Origin of the sequence: Paraburkholderia sediminicola, from assembly GCF_046026895.1 — a bacterium.
GTDB lineage: Bacteria > Pseudomonadota > Gammaproteobacteria > Burkholderiales > Burkholderiaceae > Paraburkholderia > Paraburkholderia sediminicola_C.
Genome location: NZ_JAQQEU010000012.1, coordinates 48378 through 74177, shown reverse-complemented (window position 1 = coordinate 74177; position 25800 = coordinate 48378). Strand labels below are relative to the sequence as shown.

Sequence of the window (25800 nt, the reverse complement as noted above, 5' to 3'; positions counted from 1 at the left end):
TCCATTGGAAAAGGGGTGTCCGCGCCGCTCAGAGCGTCGTGCCTTTGACAAAGAATTCCTTACGGCCGCGCATCGTTTCGATGCGTTCGGCGAGCAGCGCAAGGTCCGCGTCCGAGTCGAGCGGATTCAGGTGTTCAGCGTTGACCGTCAGCACGGGCGTGCGGTCGTAGTGATAAAAGAAGTCGTTGTACGCGTCGCACAGCGCGTGCAGATACGCATCGGAAATCTGCAGCTCCATCGGCACGGCGCGCTTCTGAATGCGCGCGAACAGCACCTCGGGACTGGCCTGCAGATAGAGCACGAAATCCGGCGCCGGCGCGCTGGTTTCGAGCCGCGCCGCGAGCGCGCGATACAGTTGCCACTCGTCTTCCTGCAAGGTCAGACGCGCGAAGATGTCGTTCTTCTGCGTCATGAAATCGGCGATGAGCGGCGTGCCCGAATCATACGCGGCGCTCACGTCCTGAGCCTGCTGCGCGCGCTGCAACGCGAAGTGCAACTGCGTGGGCAACGCGTAACGCGCGGTGTCGCGATAAAAACGTTCGAGAAAGGGATTGTCCTGCGGCCGCTCGAATAGTTCGTGCATCGACCAGCGCTGCGCGAGGCGCCGCGCGAGCGAGGTCTTGCCGACGCCGATCGGCCCTTCGATCGCGAGATAGCCGAACGGTGGACGCAAGTGCGGCGCGGTGACCGTGAGGGGCGGCGAACTCATTCGCAGCGGCCTTTGTCGGCGCTGCCGGTCGTCAATGCATTGAGCATTGGACACTGACAGGCCGACTTCACCTTCTCGATGCGTTGATGAGTGACGCCGGCGAGCAGTGCGTCGGCGCGGCCGTGTTGCGGGATGACGAGCGCCGCGTCGATTTCGACGAGCGGCACCAGCGCGAACGCGCGTTCGGCCAGGCGCGGATGCGGCACGATCAGGTCGGCTTCGTCGATCGATTGATCGCCGTACAGCAGGATGTCCAGGTCGAGCGTGCGCGGTGCGTTGCGAAACGGCCGTTCACGGCCGAACTGATGCTCGATCTTGTGGCACAGCGCCAGCAGATGCCGCACGGGAAGCGTCGTATCGACCTTCACGACGCAGTTGAAATAATCGTCACCGCCCGCGTCGATCGGGGCAGTGCGATACAGGCTCGATTTCGCGAGCACGGAGATGGTGTGCTGTTGGGCCAGGCACACCACTGCGTCTTTCAGGGTCTGGCGCGCGTCCCCGAGATTCGCGCCGAGGCCGAGATAAGCAACCGTCATGGCATAACTTCCTGCAACTATCGTTCGACGGCTTCAGCGAACGCCGCGTCAGTCGTCGTGCGAGCCGTCGTGGCCCGCGTCGTTGTCTGTGCGTTCGGCTGGCGTGCCGCCCTCCATTCCGTCGCCCGCATTGCGGTTTCTGGCGCCACTGCTGCGCCGCCGTCGTTTTCTGGGACTCCGGTCCTTCCCGCCCTGCGTGAGCAATGCCTCACGCGCGGCGACGTCTCCTTCGATGAACTCCGTCCACCACGCACCGACCGACTCGTCGAGTTCGCCCGATTCGCAGCGCAACAGGAGGAAATCATACCCCGCTCTAAATCTTTGGTGTTCCAGCAGCTTCAGCGCGCTTCTTCCCGAGCGTTTTTCGAGGCGCAGCTGCAGGCCCCAGATCTCGCGCATATCCGACGAGAAGCGCTTGTGGATCGCGAGTTTCTCGGTTTGCATGTCGAGGACGTCGTCCATCGCGCGATGCAGCGCAGGCACCGGATATTCACCGTCCGCTTCGAATTTCTGCCAGCGCTGCTGCACGTCGTGCCACAACAGCGTGGCGAACAGAAAGCCCGGCGACACCGGTTTGCCGGCGCGCACGCGGGCATCCGTGTTGGTCAGCGCCAACGTGATGAATTTTTCGCCGGTGGGCTGCTCCAGCACCACGTCGAGCAGCGGCAGCAGCCCATGATGCAGGCCCTCGTCGCGCAAGCGCTTCAGGCAGGCGAGCGCGTGACCCGACAGCATCAGCTTGAGCATCTCGTCGAACAGACGCGCGGCGGGCACGTTGTTGATCAGATCGGCCATTTTGGCGATCGGCGCGCGGGTGCTGTCTTCGATCTCGAACTCGAGCTTCGCGGCAAAACGCACCACGCGCAGCATGCGCACCGGATCTTCGCGATACCGCGTGGCCGGATCGCCGATCATGCGCAACAGACGCGCGCGCATGTCGGCCATGCCGTTGTGATAGTCCAGCACGGTTTGCGTGGCCGGATCGTAGTACATCGCGTTGACCGTGAAGTCGCGGCGCGTGGCGTCTTCGTGCTGCTCGCCCCACACGTTGTCGCGCAGCACGCGGCCGCTCGCGTCCACCGCGTGAGTGCGGCGGTCGAGCTCGTCGCGCTTCAGGCGCCGCGCCGGCGCGGCGTCCGCCGCGGGCGGATCGACCAGCGCGCGGAACGTCGAGGTTTCGATGATCTCCTGGCCGAACTGCACGTGCACGATCTGAAACCGTCGGCCGATGATGCGCGCGCGGCGGAACAGCTTCTGCACCTGTTCGGGGGTGGCGTCGGTGGCGACGTCGAAGTCTTTCGGCTTGATACCGAGCAGCAGATCGCGCACCGCCCCGCCGACGATGAACGCGCGGTGCCCCGCCTGCTGCAAGCCTTCGGTCACGCGAATCGCGTTCCGCGAGATCAACGCGGGATCGATGCCGTGCACGTCGTGCGGAATGATCACCGGCACGTCCGGGTCGGGCACGACCTGCGCGGCCGCGCCGGTGGCTTTGCGGCGCGGCCTGGCTGTGCCCGCGGTGGTGGACTTCGTGCGCGTGCGGGCGCCGCCGGTTGAGTCTGCTTCGGCTTCGGCGGGCACGGTGTCGTCAGTGGGCGCCTTGTCCTGGCCGAATAGCTTGCGAATGAGTTTTTTTATCACGAGGGTTGAAAGAGTTCGAGGATGCGCCAGCCTTTGGCTTGCGCATGAGCGCGCAATGTGTCGTCCGGATTGGTCGCGATGGGGTCGGTGACCTTCTCGAGCAACGGAATGTCGTTGTGCGAATCGCTGTAGAAATAGCTGTGCTCGAAGTCGCTCCAGCTCTTGCCGAGCGACGCGAGCCACGCTTCGGTGCGGACGATCTTGCCTTCCTTGTAGCTCGGCGTGCCGGTGGGGCGGCCGGTGTAGGGCCCGTGCGGATCGCCGCCGAGGGTTTCCACTTCGCAGGCGATCAGCGTATCGACGCCGAAGGCCTGGGCGATCGGGCGCGTGATGAATTCGTTGGTCGCGGTCACCACGCAGCAGAGGTCGCCGGCTTCACGGTGCTGCTTCACCAGCTCCAGCGCGGCCGGGAAGATGGCCGGCGTGATCACTTCGTGCATGTACTGCGCGTGAAGGTCGGCGAGTTGGGCGCGCGTGTATTTGGCGAGCGGCGTGAGCATGGCCATCAGATAGGCGTGAATGTCGAGCTTGCCGGCTTTGTAGTCGGCGAAAAAGCGGTCGTTTTCACGGGCGAAATTTTCGGCGTCGACCATGCCTTGTTTCACCATGAAGCGGCCCCATTCGTGGTCGCTGTCGGTGGGAATGAGCGTGTGGTCGAGATCGAAGAGTGCGAGGTTAGCCATGGGGGCCTATTTTACTTGAAGCGGATGAAGCGGATGAAGCGGCGTGCGAACCCGCCGCCGAGCCGGCGCGCCGTTCGTCGACGCCGGGCGAAGCCAGCATGGTGCGCAACAGCGGCAGCGTGACCGCACGCTTCTGTTCGAGCGAAAAGCGGTCGAGCGCGTCGAGCAGCGCCATCAGGCTCGGCATGTCGCGGCGAAAGTGCGTGAGCAGGTAGGCGGGCACGTCGTCGGCGAGCATGAGGCCGCGCTCGCGCGCCGCGTGCTTGAGTACCGCCGCCTTGGCTTCGTCCGGCAGCGGCGCGAGATGGAACACGAGGCCCCAGCCGAGGCGGGTGCGCAAATCCTCGCGCACCGTCATGCCGATCGGCGCCGCATTGCCCGCGGCGACCAGCGCGCTGGTGGGATGCGCGCGCACTTCGTTGAACAGGTTGAACACGGCGATCTGCTGGGCGGCCGACAGCGCGTCGCAGTCGTCGATCGCGTAGAGCGCGACGCGCGGGTCGAAGCCGAACGCGGCGAGGCTGCTCTGCGGACCGGCGAAGCGCGCATGACCCGGCGGCGCTTCGTGCACGAGCGCCTGCAACAGGTGCGTGCGGCCGCTGCCGGATTCGCCCCAGAGATAGAAGGTGCGGTCGGCGACCGGTCCGGCGGCAAGCGCGTTGTCGAGCTCACGCAGCCGCGTGACCAGCTCCGCGTTCGCGCCGGCGAAGAAATTGTCGAATGTCGATGGCGGCGGGGTGCCGAGATCGAGCGTCAGTTGACGAAGCACAGTAGGTGAATGCCGAAAATGAGGCTAAGGCCGCAAGCGGCCCGGACCTCGGGCCCTGAAACGTCAGTAAGCAGTTAGTTGTTGTAAAGCGCGCTGGCCAGATAGCTTTGCCGCAACTCGCGGATCGCCACCGACAGGATCGCGCTGACCGGCAACGCGAGCAACACGCCGAAAAAGCCGAACAGCTGGCCGAACGCGAGCAAAGCGAAGATGACCGCGAGCGGGTGCAGCCCGATCCGTTCGCCGACGAGGCGCGGCGTGAGATAGAAACTCTCGACGATCTGCGCGAAGCCGTAAATCAGCGCGACCGCGCCAAAGCCGTACCAGTCGCCGAACTGCAGCAGCGCGGCGAGCAGCGCCAACACCAGACCGGTGGCAAAACCCAGGTACGGGATGAAGACCGCGAGTCCCGTGAAAATGCCGACCGGCAACGCGATCTCGAAACCGGCCAGACTCAGCGCGACCGAGTAGTACACCGCCAGCACCGCCATCACCAGCAACTGGCCGCGCAGGTATTGCGACAGCATCTGGTCCATGTCGCGCGCCAGTTGCAGCGTCTTGTCGAGCCAGCGGCGCGGCACCACGATCTGCATGCGCGCGAGCATGCGGTTCCAGTCGAACAGCAGATAGAACAGCACGAGCGGCACCAGCACGAGGTTGCCCACCACCGTCATCATCAGGTTGCCGCTGGTGCGCAGCGAGGTCCACACGTACATCGCGACGGTTTGCGCGCTGCCTTCCAGCTGCCCCATCGCGAGGTCGCGGATGCTGGCGAAATCGAGCGAGTCGGCCAGTCCCATCATCGCCAGCTTGGGTTGCAGCCACGCGCTCACATGCGCGAAGAACACCGGCACCTGCTGCCGCAATTGCGGCCCTTCCTTGTGGATCACCGCGAGCACCAGCAGCACGAGCATCGTCATCAGCAGCGTGAAAAACAGGATCATCAGCAACGCCGCGAGGCCGCGCGGCACGCGCCGCCGCACCATCCACGCGACACCCGGCTGCAGGATGTACGCGAGAATCGCGCCGAGCAGAAACGGCGTGAGGACCGGGCTGAGCAGCCACAGCAGGATGCCGACGCCCAGCGCGATAGCCAGCCAGATGATGGCGCGGCGCTGAACCGGAGTCGGAATCGGTGAGGTTTGTTGCAAAGTTGGTTTCCCAGGTGTCGTCGGAACCGGATGATTCAAATTCCAGCCAGTCGGCCGGCATCGGGTAAAATCGCATTTTACCGACCTTCGAGCTCTTCCCCATGAATCACCCGAAATCCGCCCAGCCTTCAACTGATTCGGCCCAAGGTTTGTCGTATCGCGACGCCGGCGTGGACATCGACGCGGGCGACGCCCTCGTCGACGCGATCAAGCCCTTTGCCAAAAAGACGATGCGCGACGGCGTGCTGGGTGGCATCGGCGGGTTCGGCGCGCTGTTCGAAGTGCCGAAGAAATACAAGGAACCGGTGCTCGTGTCCGGCACCGACGGCGTCGGCACCAAGCTGCGCCTCGCGTTCCAGCTGAACAAGCACGACACCGTCGGCCAGGATCTGGTGGCGATGAGCGTGAACGACATTCTCGTGCAGGGCGCCGAGCCGCTGTTCTTCCTCGACTACTTCGCGTGCGGCAAGCTGGACGTCGGCACGGCGGCCACGGTCGTCAAGGGCATCGCGCATGGCTGCGAACTGTCGGGTTGCGCGCTGATCGGCGGCGAAACGGCGGAAATGCCGGGCATGTATCCGGACGGCGAGTACGACGTGGCCGGCTTCGCGGTCGGTGCGGTCGAAAAGAGCAAGATCATCGACGGCAGCACGATCGCCCCCGGCGACGTGGTGCTGGGCCTCGCGTCGAGCGGCATCCATTCGAACGGTTTTTCGCTGGTGCGCAAGATCATCGAGCGCGCGCAGCCCGATCTGAATGCGGACTTCGACGGCCGAACGCTCGCCGACGCGCTGATGGCGCCGACGCATATCTACGTGAAGCCGTTGCTGGCGCTGATGCAGCAGATCACCGTGAAGGGCATGGCGCACATCACGGGCGGCGGGCTGGTCGAAAACATTCCGCGCGTTCTGCGTGACGGCCTGACGGCCGAGCTGGATCATCGCGCATGGCCGATGCCGCCGCTGTTCTCGTGGCTGCAAAAGCACGGCGGCGTCGCGGAAGCGGAAATGCATCGCGTGTTCAACTGCGGGATCGGCATGGCGGTGGTGGTTTCGGCAGCCGACGCCGATGCGGCGATCGGCCTGTTGTCGGCGGCTGGCGAACAGGTCTGGAAGATCGGCGCGATTCGCGGGAGCGCGGCCGGTGAAGCGCAGACCATCGTAATCTAAAGATTGGTATGCGCCGCGCGGCGTGCGGATCGCACAACGCCGCGCGGGGCCGCTGCTTCGACGCATCACATCAAAGCTTCACCTCAACGCTTCAAATCAACTCCTCGATCTGATCGAGCACCCGCGCGGTAGCGTGCGGATCGCAGCAGTCCACGACCACCCGCTCAGTCATGCTTCGCAGCCACGTGAGCTGCCGCTTGCACAACTGCCGGGTCGCAAACACGCCCTTGTCGCGCATGGTCGGATAATCGACCGTGCCATCCAGATACTCCCAGACCTGCCGATAGCCGACGCATCGCATCGATGGCATCTCGGGCTTCAAGTCACCGCGTTCGCGCAGCCTCACCACTTCATCGACGAAACCGCCCGCCAGCATCGCGTCGAAGCGCTTCTCGATGCGCGCATGCAACACGCCGCGATCGGCCGGCTCCAGCGCGATCGGCACGAAGCGCCACGCGGCGGCTGCGTCGTCTGGGCGCGCCGGAGCGGCCAGCAGCGTCGACATCGCCTGCCCGGTCAGCAGGAAAACTTCGAGCGCGCGCTGAATCCGCTGCGAATCGTTCGGCGCGAGCCGCGCGGCCGTCACGGGATCGACGGCGGTGAGCCGCGCATGCAGCGCCGGCCAGCCCTCGCGCGCGGCGTCGGCATCGAGCGCGGCGCGCACGTCCGGGTCGGCGGCGGGCAGGTCGTTGAGCCCCTGCGTGAGCGCCTTGTAGTACAGCATGGTGCCGCCGACCAGCAACGGCAGCCGCCCGCGCGCGTGGATTTCGCCGGTCAGCCGCAGCGTGTCGGCGCGAAACTGCGCGGCCGAATAAGCGTCGGTCGGGTCGACGATGTCGATCAGATGATGCGGCGCCACTGCGCGCTCCCCTGCCGTCGGCTTCGCGGTGCCGATATCCATCTCGCGATACACCAGCGCCGAATCGACGCTGATGATCTCGACCGGCCGCCGCGCGGCCAGCGCCAACGCGGCGGCGGTTTTACCGGAAGCGGTCGGGCCGAGCAGGCAGGGAATCGGCGTCGGTGAAGGGCGTGTCGTCATGGGCGAGCGGGCGCGCGTCGAAACACTGTCATCGAGCGCACCGTCACTGCCCGCGCATGAACAGCCGATCGAGATCGGACAGCGTCAGTTGATACCACGTCGGACGCCCGTGATTGCATTGGTCGGCGCGCTCGGTCGCTTCCATCTGACGCAGCAGCGCGTTCATTTCGTCGAGCGTCAGACGGCGGTTCGCCCGCACCGCGTGATGGCAGGCGAGCGTGCCGAGCAGTTCGTGCTGACGCTCGGTCAGTACGCGCGAGCCGCCGAACGAATGCAGGTCGGAGAGGACCGCGCGCGCCAGCGCCTGCAGATCGGCGTCTTTCAGCAAGGCGGGCACCGCGCGGATCGCCAGCGTGGTCGGCGAGAGCACGGCGAGGTCGAAGCCGAGTGCGTCGAGCGTGTCGCGCTCTTCTTCGACGGTGCCGATTTCGATCGGATCGGCCTGCATCGTCTGCGGGATCAGGAGCGGCTGCACGGCGATCGCGCGATCGGCCAGCGCGTTCTTGAACTGCTCGTACAGAATGCGCTCGTGCGCGGCGTGCATGTCCACGATCACCAGTCCGTGTGCGTTTTGCGCGAGCACGTAGATGCCGTGAATCTGACCGAGCGCGAAGCCGAGCGGTTGCTCGTCGGCGGCGTTGAAGGCGGGCGAGTTATAGGGCGCCGATGCGTGATACGGCGCCGGCGTTTCGCCGGCCGAGTCGCGCGCTTCGAAGAGCGCGGCGCCTTCGGCGATGCCGGCGTTGGTGTCTTTGCGGCCGAACAGCGCGTCGTAGAACGCGAGCGGTTGGGCGACCGGCAGCGTGCCTTGCGTCATGCGCGCCTGGCGCGTCCAGGTCGTGCCGGATTGCGACGAGCCGAATCCACCGCTCGGCCCGCGATTCAGGCCACCGGCAAAGCCGCCGGAGCCAATGCCGGAGCCAAAACCGCCGCCACTGCCGCCGCCCACTCCGGGACTTGCGCCCGCGCCGCCCAGCGGTGTCGCACCGAACGAGGCCGGGCCGCCTGCCGCAGGCTCCAGATGCGCCGCATGCCCGCCCGCCGTCGTTTCCGGCGATGCGCCCGCATGCCGCGCCAGCGCGCGCTGCACCGCGTGAAACACGAACTGGTGAATCGAGCGCGAGTCGCGAAAGCGAACCTCGATTTTCGACGGATGCACGTTCACATCGACCCCTTCGGGCGGCAGATCGAGGAACAGCACATACGACGGATAACGGTCGCCGTGCAGCACGTCTTCGTAGGCGGCGCGCACCGCGTGCGTGAGCAGCTTGTCGCGCACGAAACGGCCGTTGACGAAAAAGTACTGCTGATCGGCGCGGCCGCGGCTCGCGGTCGGCAGCCCGGCGCAGCCGTAGACGGCCAGCGGCCCGGCGGATTCGTCGAGCGGCAAATGGGCCGTCGCGAAGGTGTCGCCGAGAATCTTCGCGACCCGCACCGGCGGTTCGCTCGCGTTCCAGTGTTCGACCGCCTTGCCGTTATGCAGCACCGAAATCGCCACGTCCGGCCGCGCCAGCGCCACGCGCCGGACCTGTTCGAGGCAATGGCCGAGTTCGGTCTGCTCGCTTTTCAGGAATTTGCGGCGTGCGGGCGTGTTGAAGTACAACTCGCGGACTTCGATCATCGTGCCCTGCGTGCCGGCCGCGGGGCTCAGCACGCCGGTTTGCGCGTCGACGCGCACGGCATGCGGCGCGTCGGCGGTGCGGCTCGTGATGGTCATTTGCGCAACCGACGCGATCGACGCCAACGCCTCGCCGCGGAACCCGAGCGTAGCGACCGCTTCCAGTTCGGCGAGCGAGCAGATCTTGCTGGTCGCGTGTCGCATTAGCGCGAGCGCCAGTTCGCTCTCGGGGATGCCGCAGCCGTCGTCGGTGATCGAGATGCGCTTGACGCCGCCTTCGTCGAGCAGAATACGCAGCGTTTGCGCACCGGCATCGAGCGCGTTCTCCAGCAGTTCCTTGACCACCGAGGCCGGCCGTTCGACCACTTCGCCGGCGGCGATCTGGCTGATGAGCTGATCGGGAAGGGGCTGGATCGCGCGCAACGGACGTGGCGCGGACGCGGGCGCGGCTGCTGGGAGCGTGGCGGAGCCGTCAGGCGTATCGGAGAATTCGGACATGGCGAAATTATAGCGATTCGGCACGCGGGTCCGCCGCCGCACACGGCGGCGGCAGATTTTTAATCGCGGCGGGGCACTTTCGGTATCATGACGCGGTCAATTTCGGGCTGCCGGCGTGAGCTTGTGTGAACTCGCCGCGGTTGTTCGCAGGCTTGCCGGCAACGGCGTTTCGCCACACTCTCAATCGTTTAACAAAGGACGCTCCTTGGATACGCTGCTACATTTCGTCAACCTCGTCCTGCACATCGATAAGTTCCTCGGAGACTTCATTCACGTGTACGGCGCCTGGGTCTACGCGGTGCTGTTTCTGATCGTGTTCAGCGAAACCGGGCTGGTGATCCTGCCGTTTTTGCCCGGCGACTCGCTGCTGTTCATCGGCGGCGCGTTTTGCGCGACGGGCCAGTTGAACCTGGGTCTGCTGATCCTGCTCCTGCTGATTGCGGCGGTCGCGGGTAACACCGTCAACTACATGATCGGGCGGGCCATCGGGCCACGGGTGTTCAATTCGCACATTCCTTTCCTCGAACGCTTCCTCGATCGTCGCGCATTGCAGAAGACCCACGACTTCTACGAGAAGCACGGCGGCAAGACCATCGTGCTCGCGCGTTTCATTCCGGTGGTGCGGACCTTCGCGCCATTCGTGGCGGGCGCATCGTCGATGACGGTGAGCCGGTTCCAGATGTTCAACATCATCGGCGCGTTGCTGTGGGTGTTGCTGCTCGTGTTGCTCGGCTACTTCTTCGGCAACATTCCGTTTATCCGCCAGTACCTGAATGTGATCGTGCTGGTGGGTATCGGCGCGGCCGTGGTGCCGGTTGTGCTCGGCGCACTATGGAAGATGTTCCGCAAGGATGCCGCGAAGGCCGGCGGCCGCTGACGCGCCGGCGCGGCCGCGCGGCCGCTGATGCCGGGGTACGAAAAGGCGCCGCGAAGTCTCGCGGCGCCTTTTTATTTCGCAAAGCTTGAGTCTGCTGCGGCGGGAGGCGCTACGCCGGCGTCGGGGCGCAAACGCTCCTTTCTTCTGATGTACCGCGATCCCGGCTCCGCTTACTGAACCACGCGCGGCGCCAGCGGAGTTTCCGGCGTGGGGTAGCCCGCGTCCTTGAACGTCTGAACGATCGCGCGATTCGTGTCGAAATAGACCTGCCAATAATGGTCATTGGCCGTATAGGGCCGCACGCAGAGTAGCGGTCCTTCCGGCGTGAAGCTCAACACTTCGATGTCGGGCGGGGGGCTCCCGACCACGTTGGGAATCTGCACGACGGCCGCTCGCAAGCGGGCCATCGCGTCGGTCGGATCGACGCCGTTGGCGATCTTCGCGGTCAGCTCGACGCGCCGCACCGGCAATATGCTGAAGTTCGAGATCGTGTCGGAGAAGATCTTGTTGTTGCCGACGATGGTCGTCACGTTGTCCGGCGTCACGATGGTGGTGCCGAACAGACCCAGCTCCGAGACCGTGCCGGTCACGCCGCCCGCGGTGACGAAATCGCCTACCTTGAACGGCCGCAGCACCTGCATGAAGACGCCCGCCGCGAAATGGGCGAGCAGGCCGCCCCACGCGGTGCCGATCGCGAGGCCGAAGCCGGCGAGCAGCGCGGCGAACGAAGTCGTCTGGACACCGAACACCTGCAGGATCGCGAGGATCAGCAGCAGGTTCAGCAAGGCGCCGAGAATCGAGCCGAGATAGTGAGCCAGCGTGGGATCGACCCGGCCATGGCGTCCGAGCACCTTGCGCAGCAAACCGGTGATCAGGCCGATGATCCAGCGGCCGACGATCCACAAGACGATTGCCCCGAGGACCTTGGTGCCGAGGTCGATGCCCCGGGTCATGATGAACACGCGTATGTTATCGAGATCCAAGATGTTCCTCGCTGGATAAGTTGCCTTCTACTGATTGAACGACGGTGGCGCAATACAGCGGCAAACGCCCGACGACGGGCGCAAACGGGCACACTCGGCTTCGGGAGTTATAGGCGACGGCGCGCGCATTCGCAAGGACCGTTCCTGCTGACTGAGGGGCAGGCCTGGCGGGAAAGAGCGGGCGCTTTGGTGGCCGGGGTCAAGGGTGGGGTCCGACGCGTTCGCGGTGCGCGGGGTAGTGCAAACGTAGTTTGGGGCGTGCGCTGTCGCCGCGGCCTTGGGGATGCCAACTGGTTGCGCTTACATACGCATTGGCTCACATGCGCAGATGCGATTCAGAATAGGGCGACGTGCGAATGACGAGCGCCTTGTCGGCGCGCACTCCTGTATCGCGTTTGCGGCGTGCGAGGGAGTGCCACGCGAAAGCGGCAACGATGGAGAACAGATACGCGCCGGCACGCTGACAAAACGCGGCTGGCGCGCTGAACTGGCCGTAGCGGTTTTGTGCGTCGGCGAACACAAGGAAGGTCAGCGCCGCATCGAGCGCCAGCGCGGTAGATGCCAGCGCCGCGAACACATGCGCGCCATTGACTGCTGGGCCGGCGGTGAACCGGTTGTACAGGCCGCACACGAGCAAAACGGTCGCGAGTAACGCGAGGTTCGAGAAGACATCGAACAGAAAATTGACCATATCGATTCAATGAAAGCGCAGGGCGCCGCAGGGTTGCCGAAGCGTCTGCTGACGCGAGGGCCCGGTAGATTCTCCCGGGGCGGCAGCGATCATTGCATATCTTTCCGTCTCGATAAATGTGCTGGTTTTGAAGGTGTTTGGGGCGATGCCGACATGGCGGAGTAGTTGTGTGAAAAAGCTTGATCGTTCTATGCGATGCAGTGATTTTCGGTGCGAGAGTGCGTCGATGAAATTGTCAGGAATGCTGTAGAAGGACGTTGAGCGGGGGAAGTTTCCCCACGTCCTTCGGCGGGGAAGGGGAGGGAGTTTGTGCTGCCGGATACCGGTGAGACACAGCGCGTCAGTGAATCACGTTCGGATGCGCATTCCCGCAACCAGTCCGGTTATATGTGATTGTGATGTAAGTAGCCGTCGACGCCCGCGGCTCAGAAACGATACGAAATGCCGATCTGCAACGTCGGATACCACCGAAACGGCGACGCCTTATCGCGCAATTGCTGCAGCCCGGTCGCGATGATCTGCTGACGCATCGCCGGGCCGGCGGCTTGAGAGAGAGCAGGTGAGAGCGTGTAGTAAGAGCGAGGGATGCCGTAGGCGACGCCCAGATCGACCACGAGGCCAAGTCCCTTCGACGCCGGTCGCAGCCCGTAGCCCACGCCCAGATAGGGCATCACAGGCGGGTACTTGACGGTGGCCGTCGCGTACTCGCCCGGAAAGGCGGGCGAGGCTACTCCGTTGAATATATAAACGCCGTTCGTCGGAACGGAATTCCCGGAGACCTCGTTATCCGTAATACGGACGCCGGCCGTGATGCGAAAGCCGCTATTCACCCACGGAAAAAATCGCCATACAGGCCGCCTTGACGCAGACGCAAGTCGTCCTCATAGCGATTGCCGCCTACGGTGAAGTCGTGCGACAACTTGATCGCATTGAAGTCTGCATGCACGCCGAACCTCGAATTGATGCTCAGCGCGGCACCGACGCCGATGCCAAGCGTGCCGCCCTGGACGAATATTTCCTGAGCGTGCGACGTTTCGGTCGAGATCGCGATGCCGACTACCCAGATTACTTTTACCGTCGTTTTCATGGGCACCCCTAAGCGGTTGGGCGGCGGGAATGTTGTCCCTCGCTTGCCGGTCCTGTGGTCTTGTCTGGAGCGCTCTAGGGGCGCCACGAAACGATCATGCTTGGGCGGCGCGCGGACGGTCTGTGGAATGTCGAACTGTTTTAAGGAATGACGAAGAGGACGCCAAAGCGTGAAGCGCATGCAAAGGGGACTTGCGAGGTTGATGCGTGCAGGCCCTGGACTCTCTTGCCCGGCCTGATGAAATTCGCCGCTATCTGTGTGTGCGGTTTCGCACGCCGGGCGATTCATGCAGTGACGTAACCCTATGTAAGATTGCGATCTGCTGAATGGCTCTCTTCGATTGCGGGAATCGACCTGGAGGCAATCGGACGCAGCGCCTGCACGGACCGGCGCTGGAAAGGAAAAAGGGCTTGCGACGCTGACGCGTGCAAGCCCTTGAATCTTTTGGTAGGCCGTACGGGATTCGAACCTGTGACCAACGGATTAAAAGTCCGCTGCTCTACCAGCTGAGCTAACGACCCAAAAGAGAAGCGAAATTATAGCGACGGCCTCAGGGGCTGTCAACACGTGGGCCGCCACGGCCATCGAGACTTCAGATAGTGAAAAGCCCGGGCATCACTGCCCGGGCTTTTCAGCGAGAGGCGCGCGTGGCTATGACATCGGACACTGCGCGTTACTGCCAACAACTCAATCTGATACGGCTACTTGATCTGCGCCAGCTTGCTTTGAGCCGACTGCGCAACATCCGAACCGGCGTATTGCGCGACGATCTGCTCGAGCGTCTTTTTGGCTGCAGCCTTCTGACCTTGCTCGAGCTGATTGTTCGCAATCGCCAGCAGCGCTTCCGGCGCACGCGGATGCTGCGGGTAGTTCTTCACCACACCTTGCCAGACAGCCGTCGAACCCTTGTAATCGCGCAGCGCATATAGCGCGTTGCCGAGCCAATACTGCGCGGTCGGCTGGTAAGGGCTGTTCGGATACTTGGAGATGAAGCTGCGGAACGACGCCGCCGCGTTCTTGAAATCGCCGCTGCGGAACTGCTGCGAAGCCGCATTGAACGAATCGGTTTCGCCCGGCTGCACCTCGCCCTGGACGCCGTCCACCGTCTGTTGCTGCGGCTCGAATTTCTTCAGGCGCGTGTCCAGATCGGTGTAGTAGTCCTTCTGCTGTTTTTGCAGCGTGGTGAGTTGGTTGCCCATGTCCTCGTTCTGCCCGCGCAGCGTCGCGACCTGCTGGTTGAGCTGGTCGAGACGGTTGGACTGATCGAGGATCGTGCGTTGTGCGGCCGACAGCTGGCTCGACAAACTATCGGTCTTCGAGCGCAGATCGAGAATCGCCTGGCGGGCCTGATCGTCGTCGAAGATGCCCGCATGCGCGGGCACGGCCGCGAAGGCCGTGCCTGCGACGCAGGCCGCTGCGGTAAACCGCAGCCAGGAGAAACGATGCGTCATGCGGCTCATCATCTGTTGACTTACTGTTGATACACGAGGTCGGCGCGGCGGTTTTGTGCCCACGACGCTTCGTCATGACCGGTAGCTTGCGGCTTTTCCTTGCCGAGGCTCACGGCTTCCATTTGCGAATCCGTCACGCCCATCAGCGACAGCGAACGGCGCACGGCTTCAGCACGCTTCTGGCCGAGTGCCAGGTTGTACTCGCTGGTGCCGCGCTCGTCGGTGTTGCCCTGGATCAGGACGTGACGCTGCGGATGGCCCTTCAGGTATTGCGCGTGTTGTTGCAGCAGCGACTGGTAGTCGTCCTTGACCGAGTAGCTGTCGAAATCGAAGTAGATGCTGCGCTTGGCGAGCGGGCTATTCGGATCGTTCAGCGGGTCGACGTTGACCGTCGCGACGTCGTTCGGGTTCGGCTGCGCCGAGCCTGCGCCGCCCTTGTTGGCATTTTCGTCGAGCTTTACGCCCGAGTGACACGCGGCCAGCGCGCCGATCATCAGTACAGCAAATGCGAAACGAAATTTGGACATCATTTGACTACTCTCCTTGTGTTATTGCATCAACGTTATTGCATAAACGGGCCCCAGGACGGCTCGCGTACGCTGCCGCCCTGAACGGACAGGACCTGCCGAGTGCGACCGTCGGTCGATACTGCGGCCAACACGCCACGGCCGTTCACCTGTGTGGCGTAAAGAATGTACTGACCGTTCGCCGCGAAGCTCGGCGATTCGTCATGTGTCGTGTCCGTCAGGCCCGTGGCTGATCCGCCTTGCAGGTCCTGGATATAGAGCTTGAACCCGCCGCCGACGCGCGAGATATAGGCGAGCTGCTTGCCGTCCGGGCTCACGCGCGGGCTGGTGTTGTAGTTGCCCGTGAACGTGACGCGTTGCGCGGCGCCTGCGTTTTCGCCCTGGGCCGGCATCTTGTAGATTTGCGGTGCGCCGCCACGGTCGCTGGTGAAATAGATCGACTGGCCGTCAGGAGAGAAGGTCGGCTCGGTGTCGATCGAACTGCCTTGCGTGAGACGACGCAGGCCGCTGCCGTCCGCATTGACGGCGAAGATCTGCGTGTTGCCGGTGCGCGAGAGCGCGACGGCGAGCGTGCGCCCATCCGGCGACCACGCCGGCGCACTGTTGTTGCCCTTCTGATCCGATACGACCACGCGACGTCCCGTGGGCAGATCGTGGATGTAGACGATCGGCTTTTTCTTCTCGAACGAAACGTAGGCGACCTTGGTGCCGTCAGGCGACCACGCCGGCGAGATGATCGGCTCGGGGCTCGACAGCGCGATGTGCGCGTCCTGGCCGTCCGAGTCGGAGATCTGCAACTGGTAGCGGCCGCCCGTCTTGATGACGTACGACAGGCGCGTGGCGAACACGCCGCGCCCGCCCATCAGCTTCGCGTAGATGTAGTCCGCGACCTTGTGCGCGCTCATGCGCAAGCCGCTTTCGGGGCTCACCAGCACGAGGCCGCCGAGGCTTTCACCCTTGACGGTGTCGTACAGCTTGAAGCGCACTTCGTACTGGCCGTTCGGCAGGCGGTTCACGCTGCCCGCCACGAACGCATTGGCGCCCTTGGCCTTCCACGCGCCGAGGTCGACGGAATCCGACTCTGACACCGGCGTGGAGCCCGCGTCGATGTTGGTGAATTTGCCGCTGCGCTGCAGATCCTGACGCACGATCGTGCTGACCTGCTGCGGCGAGTTCGCTTCATTGGCGAAATTCGCCGTGGCGATTGGAAACTGGGTGGACCCGACGCCTGTCACGAGGACGTTCAGTTGTGCGTTGGCGGTGCCGCCAACGGCGATCAGGCACGATGCTACGAGTGTCCGCAGGCCTAGCTTGGTCATCAAACTCATGCTGTATGGATTCCCCAAAAACGGTTTTACTAACACTTCACGACAGCAGACAGACCGGAAAACGCCTAATTCGTTCCCGAGCGCGTCCCGCTGAGCGGGGCCGCGGCGTCTGCTGTCAACCGATAGTCAAGATGCTGCAATCAACCTGCCGGACGCAGCGTAATCAGGAAGCTTTCCGGCGCCTTGCCATTGGTGTCCAGAGGCATCGGATCGGAGCGCTGGACGGCCCGCAGTGCGGCGGCGTCCCACGCGGCGTTGCCGCTGCTGCGGGAGACTGACGCGCTCAGCAAGGTGCCGTTCGGCGAGCAACGCACGGAGATCACGGTTTCCAGACCTTCGGTTTCGCCCCCCCACGAGATGTTCGGGCGCACCGCGCGACGCACCTTGTCCGCGTAACCCGGCGATGCCGCTGTGCCGCCCGAGCCGCTGCCCGTGCCGCTCTTGCCGAGCCCATTGCTGGTCGAGCCTGTGCCGCCCGCCATGCCCTGCATCTGCGCGAGGCGCGCACGACGTTCCGCATCGACCTTCTTCGCTTGTGCCGCAGCGTCGGCTTGCGCCTTGGCCTTCGCCGCTTTCTGCGCGTCGGCCTTCTTCTGCGCTTCCGCGTCGGCTTGCTCCTGCTGCTGTTCCTTCAACTGCTGCTGCTTTTGCTGTTCGGCCAGTTGCTGTTGCTTCAGCTTCTCAGCCTGCTGCTGCTGTTGTTGCTGTTGCTTCAGTTTGGCTGCCGCGGCCTTCTGCGCGGCCTGGTCCGCCGCCACTTGCTGCTGGCGTTTCGCCTCGGCTTCCTGCTGTGCCTGCAGCTTCTGCTGACGCTGCTGTTCGGCCAGTTGCGCTTCGCGAGCCGCCTGCTGTTGCTGGCGCTTCTTTTCCTGCAGCGCGATGTCGGCCTGCTCGTCGCGCACCGGCGGGGCTGGGGCGGCCGGCACGGGCGGCGGCGGCGCGACCGGATGCGGGATCGCCGTGTCCGGCACCTCGGTCCAGAGCTCGGCTTCAGCGCCTTCGGGCGTACTGTTTTGCCACTGAATGCCGTGATACAGGAAGAACCCGAGCAGCGCATGCATCACCAGCGCGAACGCAAAGGCTCGCCCGGTGCCGCGTTCTCGCGGTGGCTGGAGCGGGTATTCGGAGTTCTTGCGGATCATTGCGATTTGACGAGCAGTCCAACGCGCTTGACGCCCTGGGCTTTCAGCTCGGACATCACGTTCATCACGACTTCGTACTTCACGGTTTTGTCGGCGGCGATCACGACGGGCTGGTCAGGATGCGATTGCGCCCGGTCGGCGATGAAACCGTTCAGGCCGGCCTTCGTCATGTTTTCCTGCTGCTGCGCGCCGGAATCGTCCTTGTACTTGACGCTCATGTTGCCGTCCGCGCGAATATTCACGATGACGGGCGGTGTTTGCTGCTGCGGCGCGGCGCCGCCGACGGTCGGCAGATTGACGATCGACGGAGCGACGAGCGGCGCGGTCACCATGAAGATCACGAGCAGCACGAGCATCACGTCGATGTACGGCACGACGTTGATGTCGGCCATCGCGCGGCGCGAGCGCGAGCCGCGCATACTGGAGGAGCGGGAGCCTGCCATCGTGGCCTCCTTACTGTGCCTGGCGCTGCAGGATGTTCGAAAACTCTTCGATGAAGGTTTCGAAGCGGATCGCCAGACGGTCGATGTCGTGCGCGTAGCGGTTGTAGGCGACCACCGCCGGAATCGCGGCGAACAGGCCGATCGCCGTGGCCGTCAGCGCTTCGGCGATGCCCGGCGCGACGTTCGCCAGCGTGGCCTGCTGGACGTTGGCGAGGCCGCGGAACGCGTTCATGATCCCCCACACCGTGCCGAACAGACCGATATACGGGCTGACCGAACCGACCGACGCGAGAAATGCCAGATTGGCTTCGAGCACATCCATTTCACGCTGGAATGCGGCTCGCATGGCGCGCCGCGCGCCGTCGAGAATCGCGCCCGAATCGTTCAGGCGTTTTTCCTTGCCCTTCAGGAATTCGCGCATGCCGGACTCGAAAATCCGCTCGAGAGCGCCGATCGTATGGCGGTTGTTCGCGGCGCTTTGATAGAGCGCCTGCAGGTCGCCGCCCGACCAGAAATCCCGTTCGAAGCGTTCAGTTTGCGCGCGCGCTCGGCGGATCGCAAACCACTTGCGGAAGATGAAAGTCCATGACAGCAGCGACAGCAACAGCAGGAGGGCCATGACGGCCTGTGCCAGCAGGCTCGCGTTGAGTACTAGTGAAACGATCGACAGATCTTGTGTAGTGTTCATAAAGATTCTTGTAACGTCCCGGGACGGGGGCGTCCGACTGCAAGGTCGTTCGAGGCTTTCCGTTGGCAAAACGGAAGCATCGGCGATTATCGCAAGCCGAACGATGCTTTGTGCTGCTTGATCGGTATGAGTTCACTGGCCCCCGTAACAACGGGGTTCAGACTTCGTTCGTTGACATGCCGTCGTGGTTTACCCCGGACCGCCCCGCAAAGCGGCCAGAACCGGCGGCGGAATCGCGGCCGGCCGCAGCGCAACGCGGTCGACGCAGCCAATCCGGATCGAACCGGTAGCAAGCAGCGTGCCTTCACGCCACGCTTCCTGGGCGAAGTCTACCGAAGCCCTGCCAAGACGCTCGATCCGGCTGACGATTTTGACGACGTCGTCAAGCCGGGCGGGTGCCCGATAGTCGAGTGCTGTGCTGCGCACGATGAAAATCACACCCGTTTCGTCCGCGAGACGGCGCTGATCGACGCCGCACGCGCGCAGCCATTCAGTGCGCGCCCGCTCGAAAAATTTCAGGTAGTTGGCGTAAAACACGATGCCCCCGGCATCGGTGTCTTCGTAGTACACGCGGATCGGCCACGTGTAGCCGATTTCCGTGGCAGGCCGGCTGGTCGACATATTCATGCGGCGCATTTTACCGGAACGCACACCCGGGGGTCTGTTTCAAAGTGTGCGCCTTGTCTGGCGGGCGTTAGCCGCGATGAATCGTCAATCCGGCGAACGATTGGGCGACCGGCATCAGCTCGATCGTGTTGATGTTGACGTGCGCCGGGCGGGTGGCGATCCAGTAGATCGAATCCGCGATGTCTTCGGCCGTCAGCGGCTGGACGTTTTCGTACACCTTGCCGGCTTTTTCATCGTCGCCGCGAAAGCGCACGTTCGAGAATTCGGTGCCGCCGCACAGGCCCGGCTCGATGTCGGTGACGCGCAGTGCGGTGCCGGCCAGGTCGGCCCGCAGATTCAGACTGAACTGGCGCACGAATGCCTTGGTCGCGCCGTACACGTTGCCGCCCGCGTACGGCCAGCGGCCGGCCACGGAGCCCAGATTGAAGATATGCCCGCGATTGCGCTCGACCATGCCGGGCAGCAGCGCGTGCGTGACCTGCACGAGACCCGTGCAGTTGGTCTCGATCATCGTGTTCCATTCGTCGAGGTTCGCCTTTTGCGCCGGCTCGACGCCGAGCGCGAGGCCCGCGTTGTTGACCAGCACGTCGATCGCGGCGAACTCGGCCGGCAGCGCGGCGGGCGCCGCTGCGACGGCGGCGCGGTCGCGCACGTCGAGTTCGTACGGCAGCAGCGCGTCGCCGAGTTCGTCGGCGAGTGCCTGCAGGCGGTCTTTACGGCGCGCGGTGGCGACGACGCGATGGCCGCCTTTGACGAAGGCGCGAGCGATAGCGGCGCCGAATCCCGCGGACGCTCCGGTGACGAACACAATCATTGCAGTTTCCTGGTCGGTAAGAGAGAAAGGCCCCAAGCCTACTTCCAATGCGGCGCTGCGGCAAGGATGGACCAGCCGTATCAGCGGCTGCGGCAGTGGCGCGCTGCGGATGCCCGGTGCATTGCCGGCGGGCGTTTCTACCACGCGCGGGGTGGCGTGGCGGCAGGTTGCACCAGTCTGGCCGGCGCGCGCCGGGGCGCCGGCAAGCCGGTTGCCTATTCGACCCTCTTCCAATAAACTAACGCGCTCGACCCTGCGTGACTGGCGATAGAACCGATTCTTCCCATCGGGTTCAAGGTGGAACAACCCACCGTGAAGCGCAGGGTGCCGTTTTGCCGTTCGCCTGGGCAGCCGTGATCCGCGCGCGTTTATCTGCGCTGACGGTGGCTGTCCTGCCTCGCGTGTGCGGCGACTCTCCGTTCGCCACGTCAGGGCTGGCTCAGCCGCCAGCAGCGCTGCGTACCCTCTACGCAAGATTTGGCGCAAGATCCGGTCAACCTGAACACACTCAACGGAATCCGTATGTTTGACAGAGCCCAAAGCACCATCGCCAACGTCGATCCTGAACTCTGGAAGGTCATCGAGCAGGAAAACCGCCGTCAGGAAGAGCACATCGAACTGATCGCGTCGGAAAACTACACGAGCCCGGCCGTGATGGCTGCGCAAGGCTCGCAACTCACCAACAAGTACGCCGAAGGGTATCCGGGCAAGCGCTACTACGGCGGTTGTGAATACGTCGACGTGGCCGAGCAGCTGGCGATCGACCGCGTGAAGCAACTGTTCGGCGCCGAAGCCGCCAACGTGCAGCCGAATTCCGGCTCGCAGGCGAACCAGGGCGTGTTCTTCGCGATGCTCAAGCCGGGCGACACGATCATGGGCATGAGCCTCGCGCACGGCGGCCACCTGACCCACGGCTCGCCGGTCAACATGTCCGGCAAGTGGTTCAACGTGGTGAGCTACGGCCTGAACGAAGCCGAAGACATCGACTATGACGCCGCTGAGAAGCTGGCTCAGGAACACAAGCCGAAGCTGATCGTGGCGGGTGCATCGGCATTCGCGCTGCGCATCGATTTCGAACGCATGTCGAAGATCGCCAAGTCGGTCGGCGCGTACTTCATGGTCGACATGGCGCACTACGCCGGCCTGATCGCCGCGGGCGTCTACCCGAACCCGGTGCCGCACGCCGACTTCGTCACCACCACCACCCACAAGAGCCTGCGCGGCCCGCGCGGCGGCGTGATCCTGATGAAGGCGGAGTTCGAAAAGCAGATCAACTCGGCCATCTTCCCGGGCATCCAGGGCGGTCCGCTGATGCACGTGATCGCCGGCAAGGCTGTCGCGTTCAAGGAAGCACTGTCGCCGGAATTCAAGGCATATCAGCAGCAAGTCGTCGAAAACGCGCGCGTGCTGGCCGAAACGCTGGTCAAGCGCGGTCTGCGTATCGTCTCGGGCCGCACGGAAAGCCACGTGATGCTGGTCGACCTGCGCGCGAAGAAGATCACCGGCAAGGCTGCGGAAGCGGCGCTCGGCGCGGCGCACATCACGGTCAACAAGAACGCGATTCCGAACGATCCGGAAAAGCCGTTCGTGACGAGCGGCGTGCGTCTGGGCTCGCCGGCCATGACCACGCGCGGCTTCGGTATCAAGGAAGCCGAGCTGGTGGGTAACCTGATTGCCGACGTGCTGGACAACCCGGAAGACACCGGCACGATCGACCGTGTGCGCGCGCAGGTCGCCGAGTTGACCCAACGCTTCCCGGTTTACCGCTAAGCCGTCATGCATTGCCCCTTCTGCCGCCACGCCGATACGCAGGTCGTCGACTCGCGCGTATCCGAAGACGGCGCGACGATTCGCCGGCGGCGCCGCTGCCCGGCCTGCGACAAACGTTTCACGACGTATGAGCGGGTCGAGCTGGCGTTGCCGTCGGTCGTCAAGAAGGATGGCAGCCGCACGGAATTCGACCGCCGCAAGATCGTCGCGAGCATGCAACTTGCGCTGCGCAAGCGCCCGGTGGCAGCGGACGCGATCGACGCGGCGGTTGCCCGCATCGAGTATCAGTTGCTCGGCAGCGGTGAGCGCGAGGTCCGCAGCGAGCGGCTCGGCGAACTCGTAATGAACGAGTTGCGTGCGCTCGACACCATTGCCTATGTTCGTTTCGCCTCCGTCTACCGGCGCTTCGAAGACGTCTCCGAATTTGAAGACGTGATCGAAGAATTTCGCCGCGCTTCTTCTCCGCCCAAGCCTCCACGTAAGCGCTGACCGCAGTGCCGCCGCGGGTTGCTTTTTTATCTCCGCTGCTCCCCACATTGTTTCTCGCATCAATATCTCCTGCTCGATGATGGTTCGTCGCGTGCATTCTTACGCGGGATAGCGTCCGGGTGCCACCTGGCCATCCGGCCGATTGTCGGGCCGTTTTCAAGCCGCTAGATTGACTGCATTCTTCGAAATGATCAGGGATGCAGATGAAATTCGATATGGTCTACCGGCCACCGGGCAGCGGCTTCACGCTTGTCGAAACGCTGGCCGTGGTCGCGCTGCTGGCGGTGATCGCGGTGCTGGCGACACCGTCGTTCGTGGCGTGGCGCGTGCGCGATCAGGTCGACGCGCGTGCGACGGCGCTGGTGTCGACGCTCGCCTATGCCCGCAGCGAGGCGCTGCGGCGTGGCGCACGCGTCACCGTGTGCCGCATCGATGCGGCGCGAGCGTGCCTTGCCGCGGGACAGCCGTGCGCCAAAGGCGTCGCCGACTGGTCCTGCGGCTGGGCCGTGCTGGCCGACCGTGGCGGTACGTTCTCGCTGCTTCGCGCGCAGCCGCTGCTGGCGGCGGTGAGCATCACCGGCGTGCAGACGAATCTCACGTTCACACCGCCGGCGGGGCAATTGATCGGTACGTTTCGCAGTTTCGATGTCGCGCCGCGTGCACCCACTCAGGCGACCCAAGGAAGCAAATGGCGACGCTGCATCCGTATTGCGGCGGGCGGACGTGCGCGGATTTCCGAGGGTGCGTGCGGAGCGGCGTCATGATGCGGAGTTCGTCGAAGCTGCCCAGGCCTCGCTGCGCACTGAAGTGTCGCGGCAGTTCGCTGATCGAAGTGATGCTTGCCGTCGCGTTGATGGCGGTGACAGCGCTCGGGTTGATTGCCGGTCAGCTGTGGATCGCGCGCGAAGCCCGCGCGATGTCGATGCGCGAACACGCGACGTGGATCGCCGACTCGGTGGCGGAAGCCACGTATGCGCCGGCCACCGTCGATGCCGCAACGAGGCAGTGGAACGCCCGTGCAAGCGTCCTCTTGCCGCAAGGCGAAGCTTCGGTGACAGGGAGCGCGGGCGTGGGCGCTGCGCTCGTGACATGGACTTCCGTGCGCGACATGCCGTCTGCCGATGATGTGATCGACAAGCCGAAGTCTTGTGGCACAGCGGAGGTTCCCGCCGGCTCCTCGTGCGTCGCGCTGGCGTTCGCCCCATGATGTGGCGCCGGCATTTTGCTCGTGCTCATACGCTGCTCGAGCTGGTGATCGCGATGGCGCTGGGACTGGTGGTGACGGTGGGCGCCGTGTCGCTCTATACGACCCAGCGACGCGCGTTCGAGTACGCGAGCAATGCGATGCGAATCCGCGACGCGGGTTTGACCGCGCTCACGCTGATCGGTCAGCAACTGCAAATGGCCGGCTTTACGCCCGCCGACATCGTGCACTACGACGGTCCGCCGCCACTGTTCGGCTGTTCGGGCGGCCGCCCGAAGGGCGCCGACGACAGCCTTGCGTGCACAAAGTTGTCGAGCGGCTCCGACGGCGTCGTGGTGCGCTACGTGGGAGATGGCGTGTCCACATGGCAATCAGCCAGTGGGCAGGCAACCGATTGCCTTGGACAAACCGTGACAGACACCGCCGCCGTGCCCGCCGACCAGGGCGTGCTGATCGTCAACCGGTATTTCGCCAGCGTCAGTGGATCGACCGGCGAGCCGGAGCTTTACTGCGAAGGCAATGGCCACGCGGGATCCGCGCAGCCGCTCGTCGAAGGTGTCGAGAGCGTGCGGATCAGATACTGGCTGGCCGGCGCTCCGGATGCGATACCAGCGTCGGCGGTGCCTGCCGGTCAGTGGGCGCAGATCGTCGCCGTCGATCTCTGCGTGCTCGTGCGCGGTGCGCCACAGGCACAGCATTCGCGCTATGTCGATTGCGACGGAATGAGCGTGCTCGGGGCAGACTTGCGGCCGCGGCAGGCGTTCTCGCGGCGAGTGGCGTTGCGCAATCAGGCGGAGGTTTCTTTGTGATGCCGCCATACTCACGGTGCCTCAGTCGCGCGGGTCATGCTTCACGTGCTCGCCATCGCGGCGTTGTTCTGCCGATCGTGCTGCTGATGTCGGCAATGATGCTGGCGACCTCGGCAGTCTGGTTCGAAACATCGCTTGCGGCGACGCGTGCGGCGGCCAACGTGCGCGACTATTTGCAGGCTTTCCACGCCGCGGATTCGGCGCTGACCTTGTGCGCGCGCAGTGTCGTCGCGGCCGGGGCTCACGCCGACGCTTCGGCAGCGACGCAGCCTGCGTCCGGCGAACCGGTTCAGTGGAAACTGGAAGCCGCCTTTGACGCAGGTGCGATCACGCCGGTCGCGCAATGGCCTGGATCGTTCCGCGCCCCGCAATGCCTGACCGAGGCCTGGCGTTTGGCGACCCGTGCCGATGCCCGGGCGTACTTGCTAACGTCACGCGGCTTCGGCCGGACGAGCGATTCCCAGGTATGGCTGCAGATGGAACTGGTGATCGACGGTGAGACGATCGAACATCATTGGCGGCGTGTCGTCGCCAAGCCATTTTGACGGGAGGCGCATGACGAGGCTGTACACATCCGCGTTCACGCTGCTCGAACTGATGATCGCGTTGGCGATAGCGGCCACGCTGGCCGCATTTGCGGTGCCGTCCTATCGCAACCACGTAGCGCGAACCCATCGTATCGACGCGGCATCCGCGCTGTATCGGGCGGCGCAATTCGTCGAGGGAGCGGCAAGCGACGGCGTGCCTGCGTTGCCGCCGGGGCTGGACCAGGCGCCGCAATTCGGCAGCGCGATATATCGCTTGCGCGTACTGCCGCCTGACGACGCGAACGGCGGCTATTCGATAGAGGCGACGCCGGGTGAGTCCGGCCCAATGCACTATGATCCGTGCGGCACATTTACACTCGATGCGACAGGGCAGCGGGGCAACAGAAGCGATGTGAATGGCGTGACGCCGGCAAGCAGCGAATGCTGGAATACGACTTAGCGACTTAGCGACTTAGACTTGGCGGCTTGGCGGCTTGGCACGATCCTGCGACCAGCCGACTCCA

At 64.3% G+C, this 25800-nt stretch carries 29 protein-coding genes, 1 tRNA gene and 1 riboswitch; of the genes, 9 read left to right on the top strand and 21 right to left on the bottom strand.

The genetic code is table 11. The annotated features are described in order from the left end of the window. Positions 1 to 28: 28 nt before the first annotated feature. From PQR02_RS11350 to PQR02_RS11325, 6 genes are all read right to left on the bottom strand, one after another. A complete protein-coding gene (locus tag PQR02_RS11350; protein ID WP_408229854.1) occupies positions 29 to 709 on the bottom strand; it encodes a deoxynucleoside kinase in 681 nt (226 codons plus the stop codon). Continuing rightward, positions 706 to 1248 carry a 2-amino-4-hydroxy-6-hydroxymethyldihydropteridine diphosphokinase gene (folK, locus tag PQR02_RS11345; RefSeq protein WP_408229851.1) on the bottom strand — a complete coding sequence of 181 codons (543 nt, stop codon included), beginning with the start codon at positions 1246 to 1248 and terminating at the stop codon, positions 706 to 708. Before folK ends, PQR02_RS11350 begins: the two co-directional genes overlap by 4 nt. A gap of 48 nt (positions 1249 to 1296) precedes the next feature. Further along, positions 1297 to 2889 carry a polynucleotide adenylyltransferase PcnB gene (gene pcnB / locus PQR02_RS11340; protein WP_408229848.1) on the bottom strand — a complete coding sequence of 531 codons (1593 nt, stop codon included), beginning with the start codon at positions 2887 to 2889 and terminating at the stop codon, positions 1297 to 1299. Next, on the bottom strand, positions 2886 to 3572 hold the full coding sequence (locus PQR02_RS11335; protein WP_408229845.1) for a histidinol-phosphatase: 687 nt from the start codon (positions 3570 to 3572) through the stop codon (positions 2886 to 2888). Before PQR02_RS11335 ends, pcnB begins: the two co-directional genes overlap by 4 nt. Then, the gene (gene hda / locus PQR02_RS11330) at positions 3565 to 4341 is read right to left on the bottom strand and encodes a DnaA regulatory inactivator Hda (protein WP_408229842.1); all 777 of its coding nucleotides are present in this window, start codon (positions 4339 to 4341) and stop codon (positions 3565 to 3567) included. Before hda ends, PQR02_RS11335 begins: the two co-directional genes overlap by 8 nt. A 74-nt stretch (positions 4342 to 4415) precedes the next feature. After that, positions 4416 to 5492 (bottom strand): AI-2E family transporter, encoded by a 1077-nt coding sequence (locus PQR02_RS11325; RefSeq protein WP_408229839.1) that lies wholly within the window; start codon positions 5490 to 5492, stop codon positions 4416 to 4418. Between the two features lie 101 nt (positions 5493 to 5593). On the opposite strand from PQR02_RS11325, the gene purM reads away from it, so the two are divergent. After that, positions 5594 to 6661 carry a phosphoribosylformylglycinamidine cyclo-ligase gene (gene purM / locus PQR02_RS11320; protein WP_408229836.1) on the top strand — a complete coding sequence of 356 codons (1068 nt, stop codon included), beginning with the start codon at positions 5594 to 5596 and terminating at the stop codon, positions 6659 to 6661. Between the two features lie 91 nt (positions 6662 to 6752). Here the strand turns inward: purM and miaA are convergent, their stop codons facing one another. Together miaA and mutL are read right to left on the bottom strand one after the other, a co-directional pair. Continuing rightward, positions 6753 to 7703 (bottom strand): tRNA (adenosine(37)-N6)-dimethylallyltransferase MiaA, encoded by a 951-nt coding sequence (miaA, locus tag PQR02_RS11315; RefSeq protein ID WP_408229833.1) that lies wholly within the window; start codon positions 7701 to 7703, stop codon positions 6753 to 6755. A 43-nt stretch (positions 7704 to 7746) separates the two neighbouring features. Next, complete coding sequence (mutL, locus tag PQR02_RS11310; protein ID WP_408229830.1) at positions 7747 to 9819, bottom strand: DNA mismatch repair endonuclease MutL; 2073 nt, start codon at positions 9817 to 9819, stop codon at positions 7747 to 7749. A 205-nt stretch (positions 9820 to 10024) separates the two neighbouring features. Between mutL and PQR02_RS11305 the strand changes: the two genes are divergently transcribed. After that, positions 10025 to 10696, top strand: coding sequence for a VTT domain-containing protein (locus PQR02_RS11305; protein WP_408229827.1), 672 nt, complete (start codon positions 10025 to 10027; stop codon positions 10694 to 10696). A 170-nt stretch (positions 10697 to 10866) separates the two neighbouring features. Here PQR02_RS11305 and PQR02_RS11300 read toward each other — a convergent pair whose 3' ends face one another. The 13 genes from PQR02_RS11300 to ydfG all read right to left on the bottom strand — a co-directional run bounded on the left by PQR02_RS11300 (position 10867) and on the right by ydfG (position 20477). Further along, positions 10867 to 11649 carry a mechanosensitive ion channel family protein gene (locus tag PQR02_RS11300; RefSeq protein WP_408230063.1) on the bottom strand — a complete coding sequence of 261 codons (783 nt, stop codon included), beginning with the start codon at positions 11647 to 11649 and terminating at the stop codon, positions 10867 to 10869. 346 nt (positions 11650 to 11995) lie between these two features. After that, a complete protein-coding gene (locus PQR02_RS11295; RefSeq protein WP_408229824.1) occupies positions 11996 to 12370 on the bottom strand; it encodes a hypothetical protein in 375 nt (124 codons plus the stop codon). Positions 12371 to 12795: 425 nt separating this feature from the next. Beyond that, positions 12796 to 13200, bottom strand: a complete 405-nt coding sequence (locus PQR02_RS11290) for a hypothetical protein (protein ID WP_408229821.1) — start codon at positions 13198 to 13200, stop codon at positions 12796 to 12798. Beyond that, a complete protein-coding gene (locus PQR02_RS11285; RefSeq protein WP_408229818.1) occupies positions 13197 to 13457 on the bottom strand; it encodes a hypothetical protein in 261 nt (86 codons plus the stop codon). Before PQR02_RS11285 ends, PQR02_RS11290 begins: the two co-directional genes overlap by 4 nt. A gap of 445 nt (positions 13458 to 13902) precedes the next feature. Beyond that, positions 13903 to 13978 (bottom strand) — tRNA-Lys (locus PQR02_RS11280). A gap of 180 nt (positions 13979 to 14158) precedes the next feature. Then, entirely contained in the window at positions 14159 to 14908 is a 750-nt protein-coding gene (gene ybgF, locus PQR02_RS11275) for a tol-pal system protein YbgF (RefSeq protein WP_408229815.1), read from the bottom strand. A 20-nt stretch (positions 14909 to 14928) separates the two neighbouring features. Beyond that, positions 14929 to 15438, bottom strand: a complete 510-nt coding sequence (gene pal, locus PQR02_RS11270; protein WP_408229812.1) for a peptidoglycan-associated lipoprotein Pal — start codon at positions 15436 to 15438, stop codon at positions 14929 to 14931. 32 nt (positions 15439 to 15470) lie between these two features. Further along, a complete protein-coding gene (gene tolB / locus PQR02_RS11265) occupies positions 15471 to 16763 on the bottom strand; it encodes a Tol-Pal system beta propeller repeat protein TolB (RefSeq protein ID WP_149672950.1) in 1293 nt (430 codons plus the stop codon). A gap of 140 nt (positions 16764 to 16903) precedes the next feature. Continuing rightward, a complete protein-coding gene (gene tolA, locus PQR02_RS11260; protein ID WP_408229808.1) occupies positions 16904 to 17905 on the bottom strand; it encodes a cell envelope integrity protein TolA in 1002 nt (333 codons plus the stop codon). Further along, positions 17902 to 18348, bottom strand: coding sequence for a protein TolR (gene tolR / locus PQR02_RS11255; protein WP_149672952.1), 447 nt, complete (start codon positions 18346 to 18348; stop codon positions 17902 to 17904). The genes tolA and tolR overlap by 4 nt, the downstream gene beginning before the upstream one ends. A gap of 10 nt (positions 18349 to 18358) precedes the next feature. Beyond that, positions 18359 to 19036 carry a protein TolQ gene (tolQ, locus tag PQR02_RS11250; protein ID WP_012431821.1) on the bottom strand — a complete coding sequence of 226 codons (678 nt, stop codon included), beginning with the start codon at positions 19034 to 19036 and terminating at the stop codon, positions 18359 to 18361. Positions 19037 to 19225: 189 nt separating this feature from the next. Next, entirely contained in the window at positions 19226 to 19672 is a 447-nt protein-coding gene (gene ybgC / locus PQR02_RS11245; protein ID WP_408230060.1) for a tol-pal system-associated acyl-CoA thioesterase, read from the bottom strand. A gap of 58 nt (positions 19673 to 19730) precedes the next feature. Further along, positions 19731 to 20477 (bottom strand): bifunctional NADP-dependent 3-hydroxy acid dehydrogenase/3-hydroxypropionate dehydrogenase YdfG, encoded by a 747-nt coding sequence (gene ydfG / locus PQR02_RS11240; RefSeq protein WP_408229804.1) that lies wholly within the window; start codon positions 20475 to 20477, stop codon positions 19731 to 19733. Between the two features lie 247 nt (positions 20478 to 20724). After that, a riboswitch (ZMP/ZTP riboswitch) is annotated at positions 20725 to 20833 on the top strand. Positions 20834 to 20999: 166 nt separating this feature from the next. On the opposite strand from ydfG, the gene glyA reads away from it, so the two are divergent. The 7 genes from glyA (at position 21000) to PQR02_RS11205 (ending at position 25736) form a co-directional block, all read left to right on the top strand. Further along, a complete protein-coding gene (glyA, locus tag PQR02_RS11235) occupies positions 21000 to 22247 on the top strand; it encodes a serine hydroxymethyltransferase (RefSeq protein ID WP_408229801.1) in 1248 nt (415 codons plus the stop codon). A gap of 6 nt (positions 22248 to 22253) precedes the next feature. Then, on the top strand, positions 22254 to 22736 hold the full coding sequence (gene nrdR / locus PQR02_RS11230; RefSeq protein WP_091796645.1) for a transcriptional regulator NrdR: 483 nt from the start codon (positions 22254 to 22256) through the stop codon (positions 22734 to 22736). A 197-nt stretch (positions 22737 to 22933) separates the two neighbouring features. Further along, positions 22934 to 23500 (top strand): GspH/FimT family pseudopilin, encoded by a 567-nt coding sequence (locus tag PQR02_RS11225; RefSeq protein ID WP_408229798.1) that lies wholly within the window; start codon positions 22934 to 22936, stop codon positions 23498 to 23500. Continuing rightward, positions 23497 to 23943: a type IV pilus modification PilV family protein gene (locus PQR02_RS11220; protein ID WP_408229795.1), complete on the top strand. Its 447-nt coding sequence runs from the start codon at positions 23497 to 23499 to the stop codon at positions 23941 to 23943. Before PQR02_RS11225 ends, PQR02_RS11220 begins: the two co-directional genes overlap by 4 nt. Further along, on the top strand, positions 23943 to 24749 hold the full coding sequence (locus PQR02_RS11215; RefSeq protein ID WP_408230057.1) for a PilW family protein: 807 nt from the start codon (positions 23943 to 23945) through the stop codon (positions 24747 to 24749). Before PQR02_RS11220 ends, PQR02_RS11215 begins: the two co-directional genes overlap by 1 nt. Then, positions 24749 to 25294 (top strand): pilus assembly PilX family protein, encoded by a 546-nt coding sequence (locus tag PQR02_RS11210; RefSeq protein ID WP_408229792.1) that lies wholly within the window; start codon positions 24749 to 24751, stop codon positions 25292 to 25294. Before PQR02_RS11215 ends, PQR02_RS11210 begins: the two co-directional genes overlap by 1 nt. 10 nt (positions 25295 to 25304) lie before the next feature. Next, positions 25305 to 25736: a type IV pilin protein gene (locus PQR02_RS11205; protein ID WP_408229789.1), complete on the top strand. Its 432-nt coding sequence runs from the start codon at positions 25305 to 25307 to the stop codon at positions 25734 to 25736. Positions 25737 to 25800 lie beyond the last annotated feature (64 nt).

Bases quoted from the DNA above. Each gene is read 5' to 3' on its own strand.
- ybgF (WP_408229815.1), bottom strand. From the start codon at position 14,908: ATGACGCATCGTTTCTCCTGGCTGCGGTTTACCGCAGCGGCCTGCGTC.
- tolR (WP_149672952.1), bottom strand. From the start codon at position 18,348: ATGGCAGGCTCCCGCTCCTCCAGTATGCGCGGCTCGCGCTCGCGCCGC.
- PQR02_RS11215 (WP_408230057.1), top strand. From the start codon at position 23,943: ATGTGGCGCCGGCATTTTGCTCGTGCTCATACGCTGCTCGAGCTGGTG.
- nrdR (WP_091796645.1), top strand. From the start codon at position 22,254: ATGCATTGCCCCTTCTGCCGCCACGCCGATACGCAGGTCGTCGACTCG.
- PQR02_RS11220 (WP_408229795.1), top strand. From the start codon at position 23,497: ATGATGCGGAGTTCGTCGAAGCTGCCCAGGCCTCGCTGCGCACTGAAG.
- tolA (WP_408229808.1), bottom strand. From the start codon at position 17,905: ATGATCCGCAAGAACTCCGAATACCCGCTCCAGCCACCGCGAGAACGC.
- ydfG (WP_408229804.1), bottom strand. From the start codon at position 20,477: ATGATTGTGTTCGTCACCGGAGCGTCCGCGGGATTCGGCGCCGCTATC.
- PQR02_RS11210 (WP_408229792.1), top strand. From the start codon at position 24,749: ATGCCGCCATACTCACGGTGCCTCAGTCGCGCGGGTCATGCTTCACGT.
- mutL (WP_408229830.1), bottom strand. From the start codon at position 9,819: ATGTCCGAATTCTCCGATACGCCTGACGGCTCCGCCACGCTCCCAGCA.
- PQR02_RS11300 (WP_408230063.1), bottom strand. From the start codon at position 11,649: ATGACCCGGGGCATCGACCTCGGCACCAAGGTCCTCGGGGCAATCGTC.
- ybgC (WP_408230060.1), bottom strand. From the start codon at position 19,672: ATGCGCCGCATGAATATGTCGACCAGCCGGCCTGCCACGGAAATCGGC.
- PQR02_RS11335 (WP_408229845.1), bottom strand. From the start codon at position 3,572: ATGGCTAACCTCGCACTCTTCGATCTCGACCACACGCTCATTCCCACC.
- miaA (WP_408229833.1), bottom strand. From the start codon at position 7,703: ATGACGACACGCCCTTCACCGACGCCGATTCCCTGCCTGCTCGGCCCG.
- pal (WP_408229812.1), bottom strand. From the start codon at position 15,438: ATGATGTCCAAATTTCGTTTCGCATTTGCTGTACTGATGATCGGCGCG.
- PQR02_RS11350 (WP_408229854.1), bottom strand. From the start codon at position 709: ATGAGTTCGCCGCCCCTCACGGTCACCGCGCCGCACTTGCGTCCACCG.
- PQR02_RS11295 (WP_408229824.1), bottom strand. From the start codon at position 12,370: ATGGTCAATTTTCTGTTCGATGTCTTCTCGAACCTCGCGTTACTCGCG.
- folK (WP_408229851.1), bottom strand. From the start codon at position 1,248: ATGACGGTTGCTTATCTCGGCCTCGGCGCGAATCTCGGGGACGCGCGC.
- tolB (WP_149672950.1), bottom strand. From the start codon at position 16,763: ATGAGTTTGATGACCAAGCTAGGCCTGCGGACACTCGTAGCATCGTGC.
- PQR02_RS11205 (WP_408229789.1), top strand. From the start codon at position 25,305: ATGACGAGGCTGTACACATCCGCGTTCACGCTGCTCGAACTGATGATC.
- glyA (WP_408229801.1), top strand. From the start codon at position 21,000: ATGTTTGACAGAGCCCAAAGCACCATCGCCAACGTCGATCCTGAACTC.
- tolQ (WP_012431821.1), bottom strand. From the start codon at position 19,036: ATGAACACTACACAAGATCTGTCGATCGTTTCACTAGTACTCAACGCG.
- PQR02_RS11285 (WP_408229818.1), bottom strand. From the start codon at position 13,457: ATGAAAACGACGGTAAAAGTAATCTGGGTAGTCGGCATCGCGATCTCG.
- PQR02_RS11225 (WP_408229798.1), top strand. From the start codon at position 22,934: ATGCAGATGAAATTCGATATGGTCTACCGGCCACCGGGCAGCGGCTTC.
- purM (WP_408229836.1), top strand. From the start codon at position 5,594: ATGAATCACCCGAAATCCGCCCAGCCTTCAACTGATTCGGCCCAAGGT.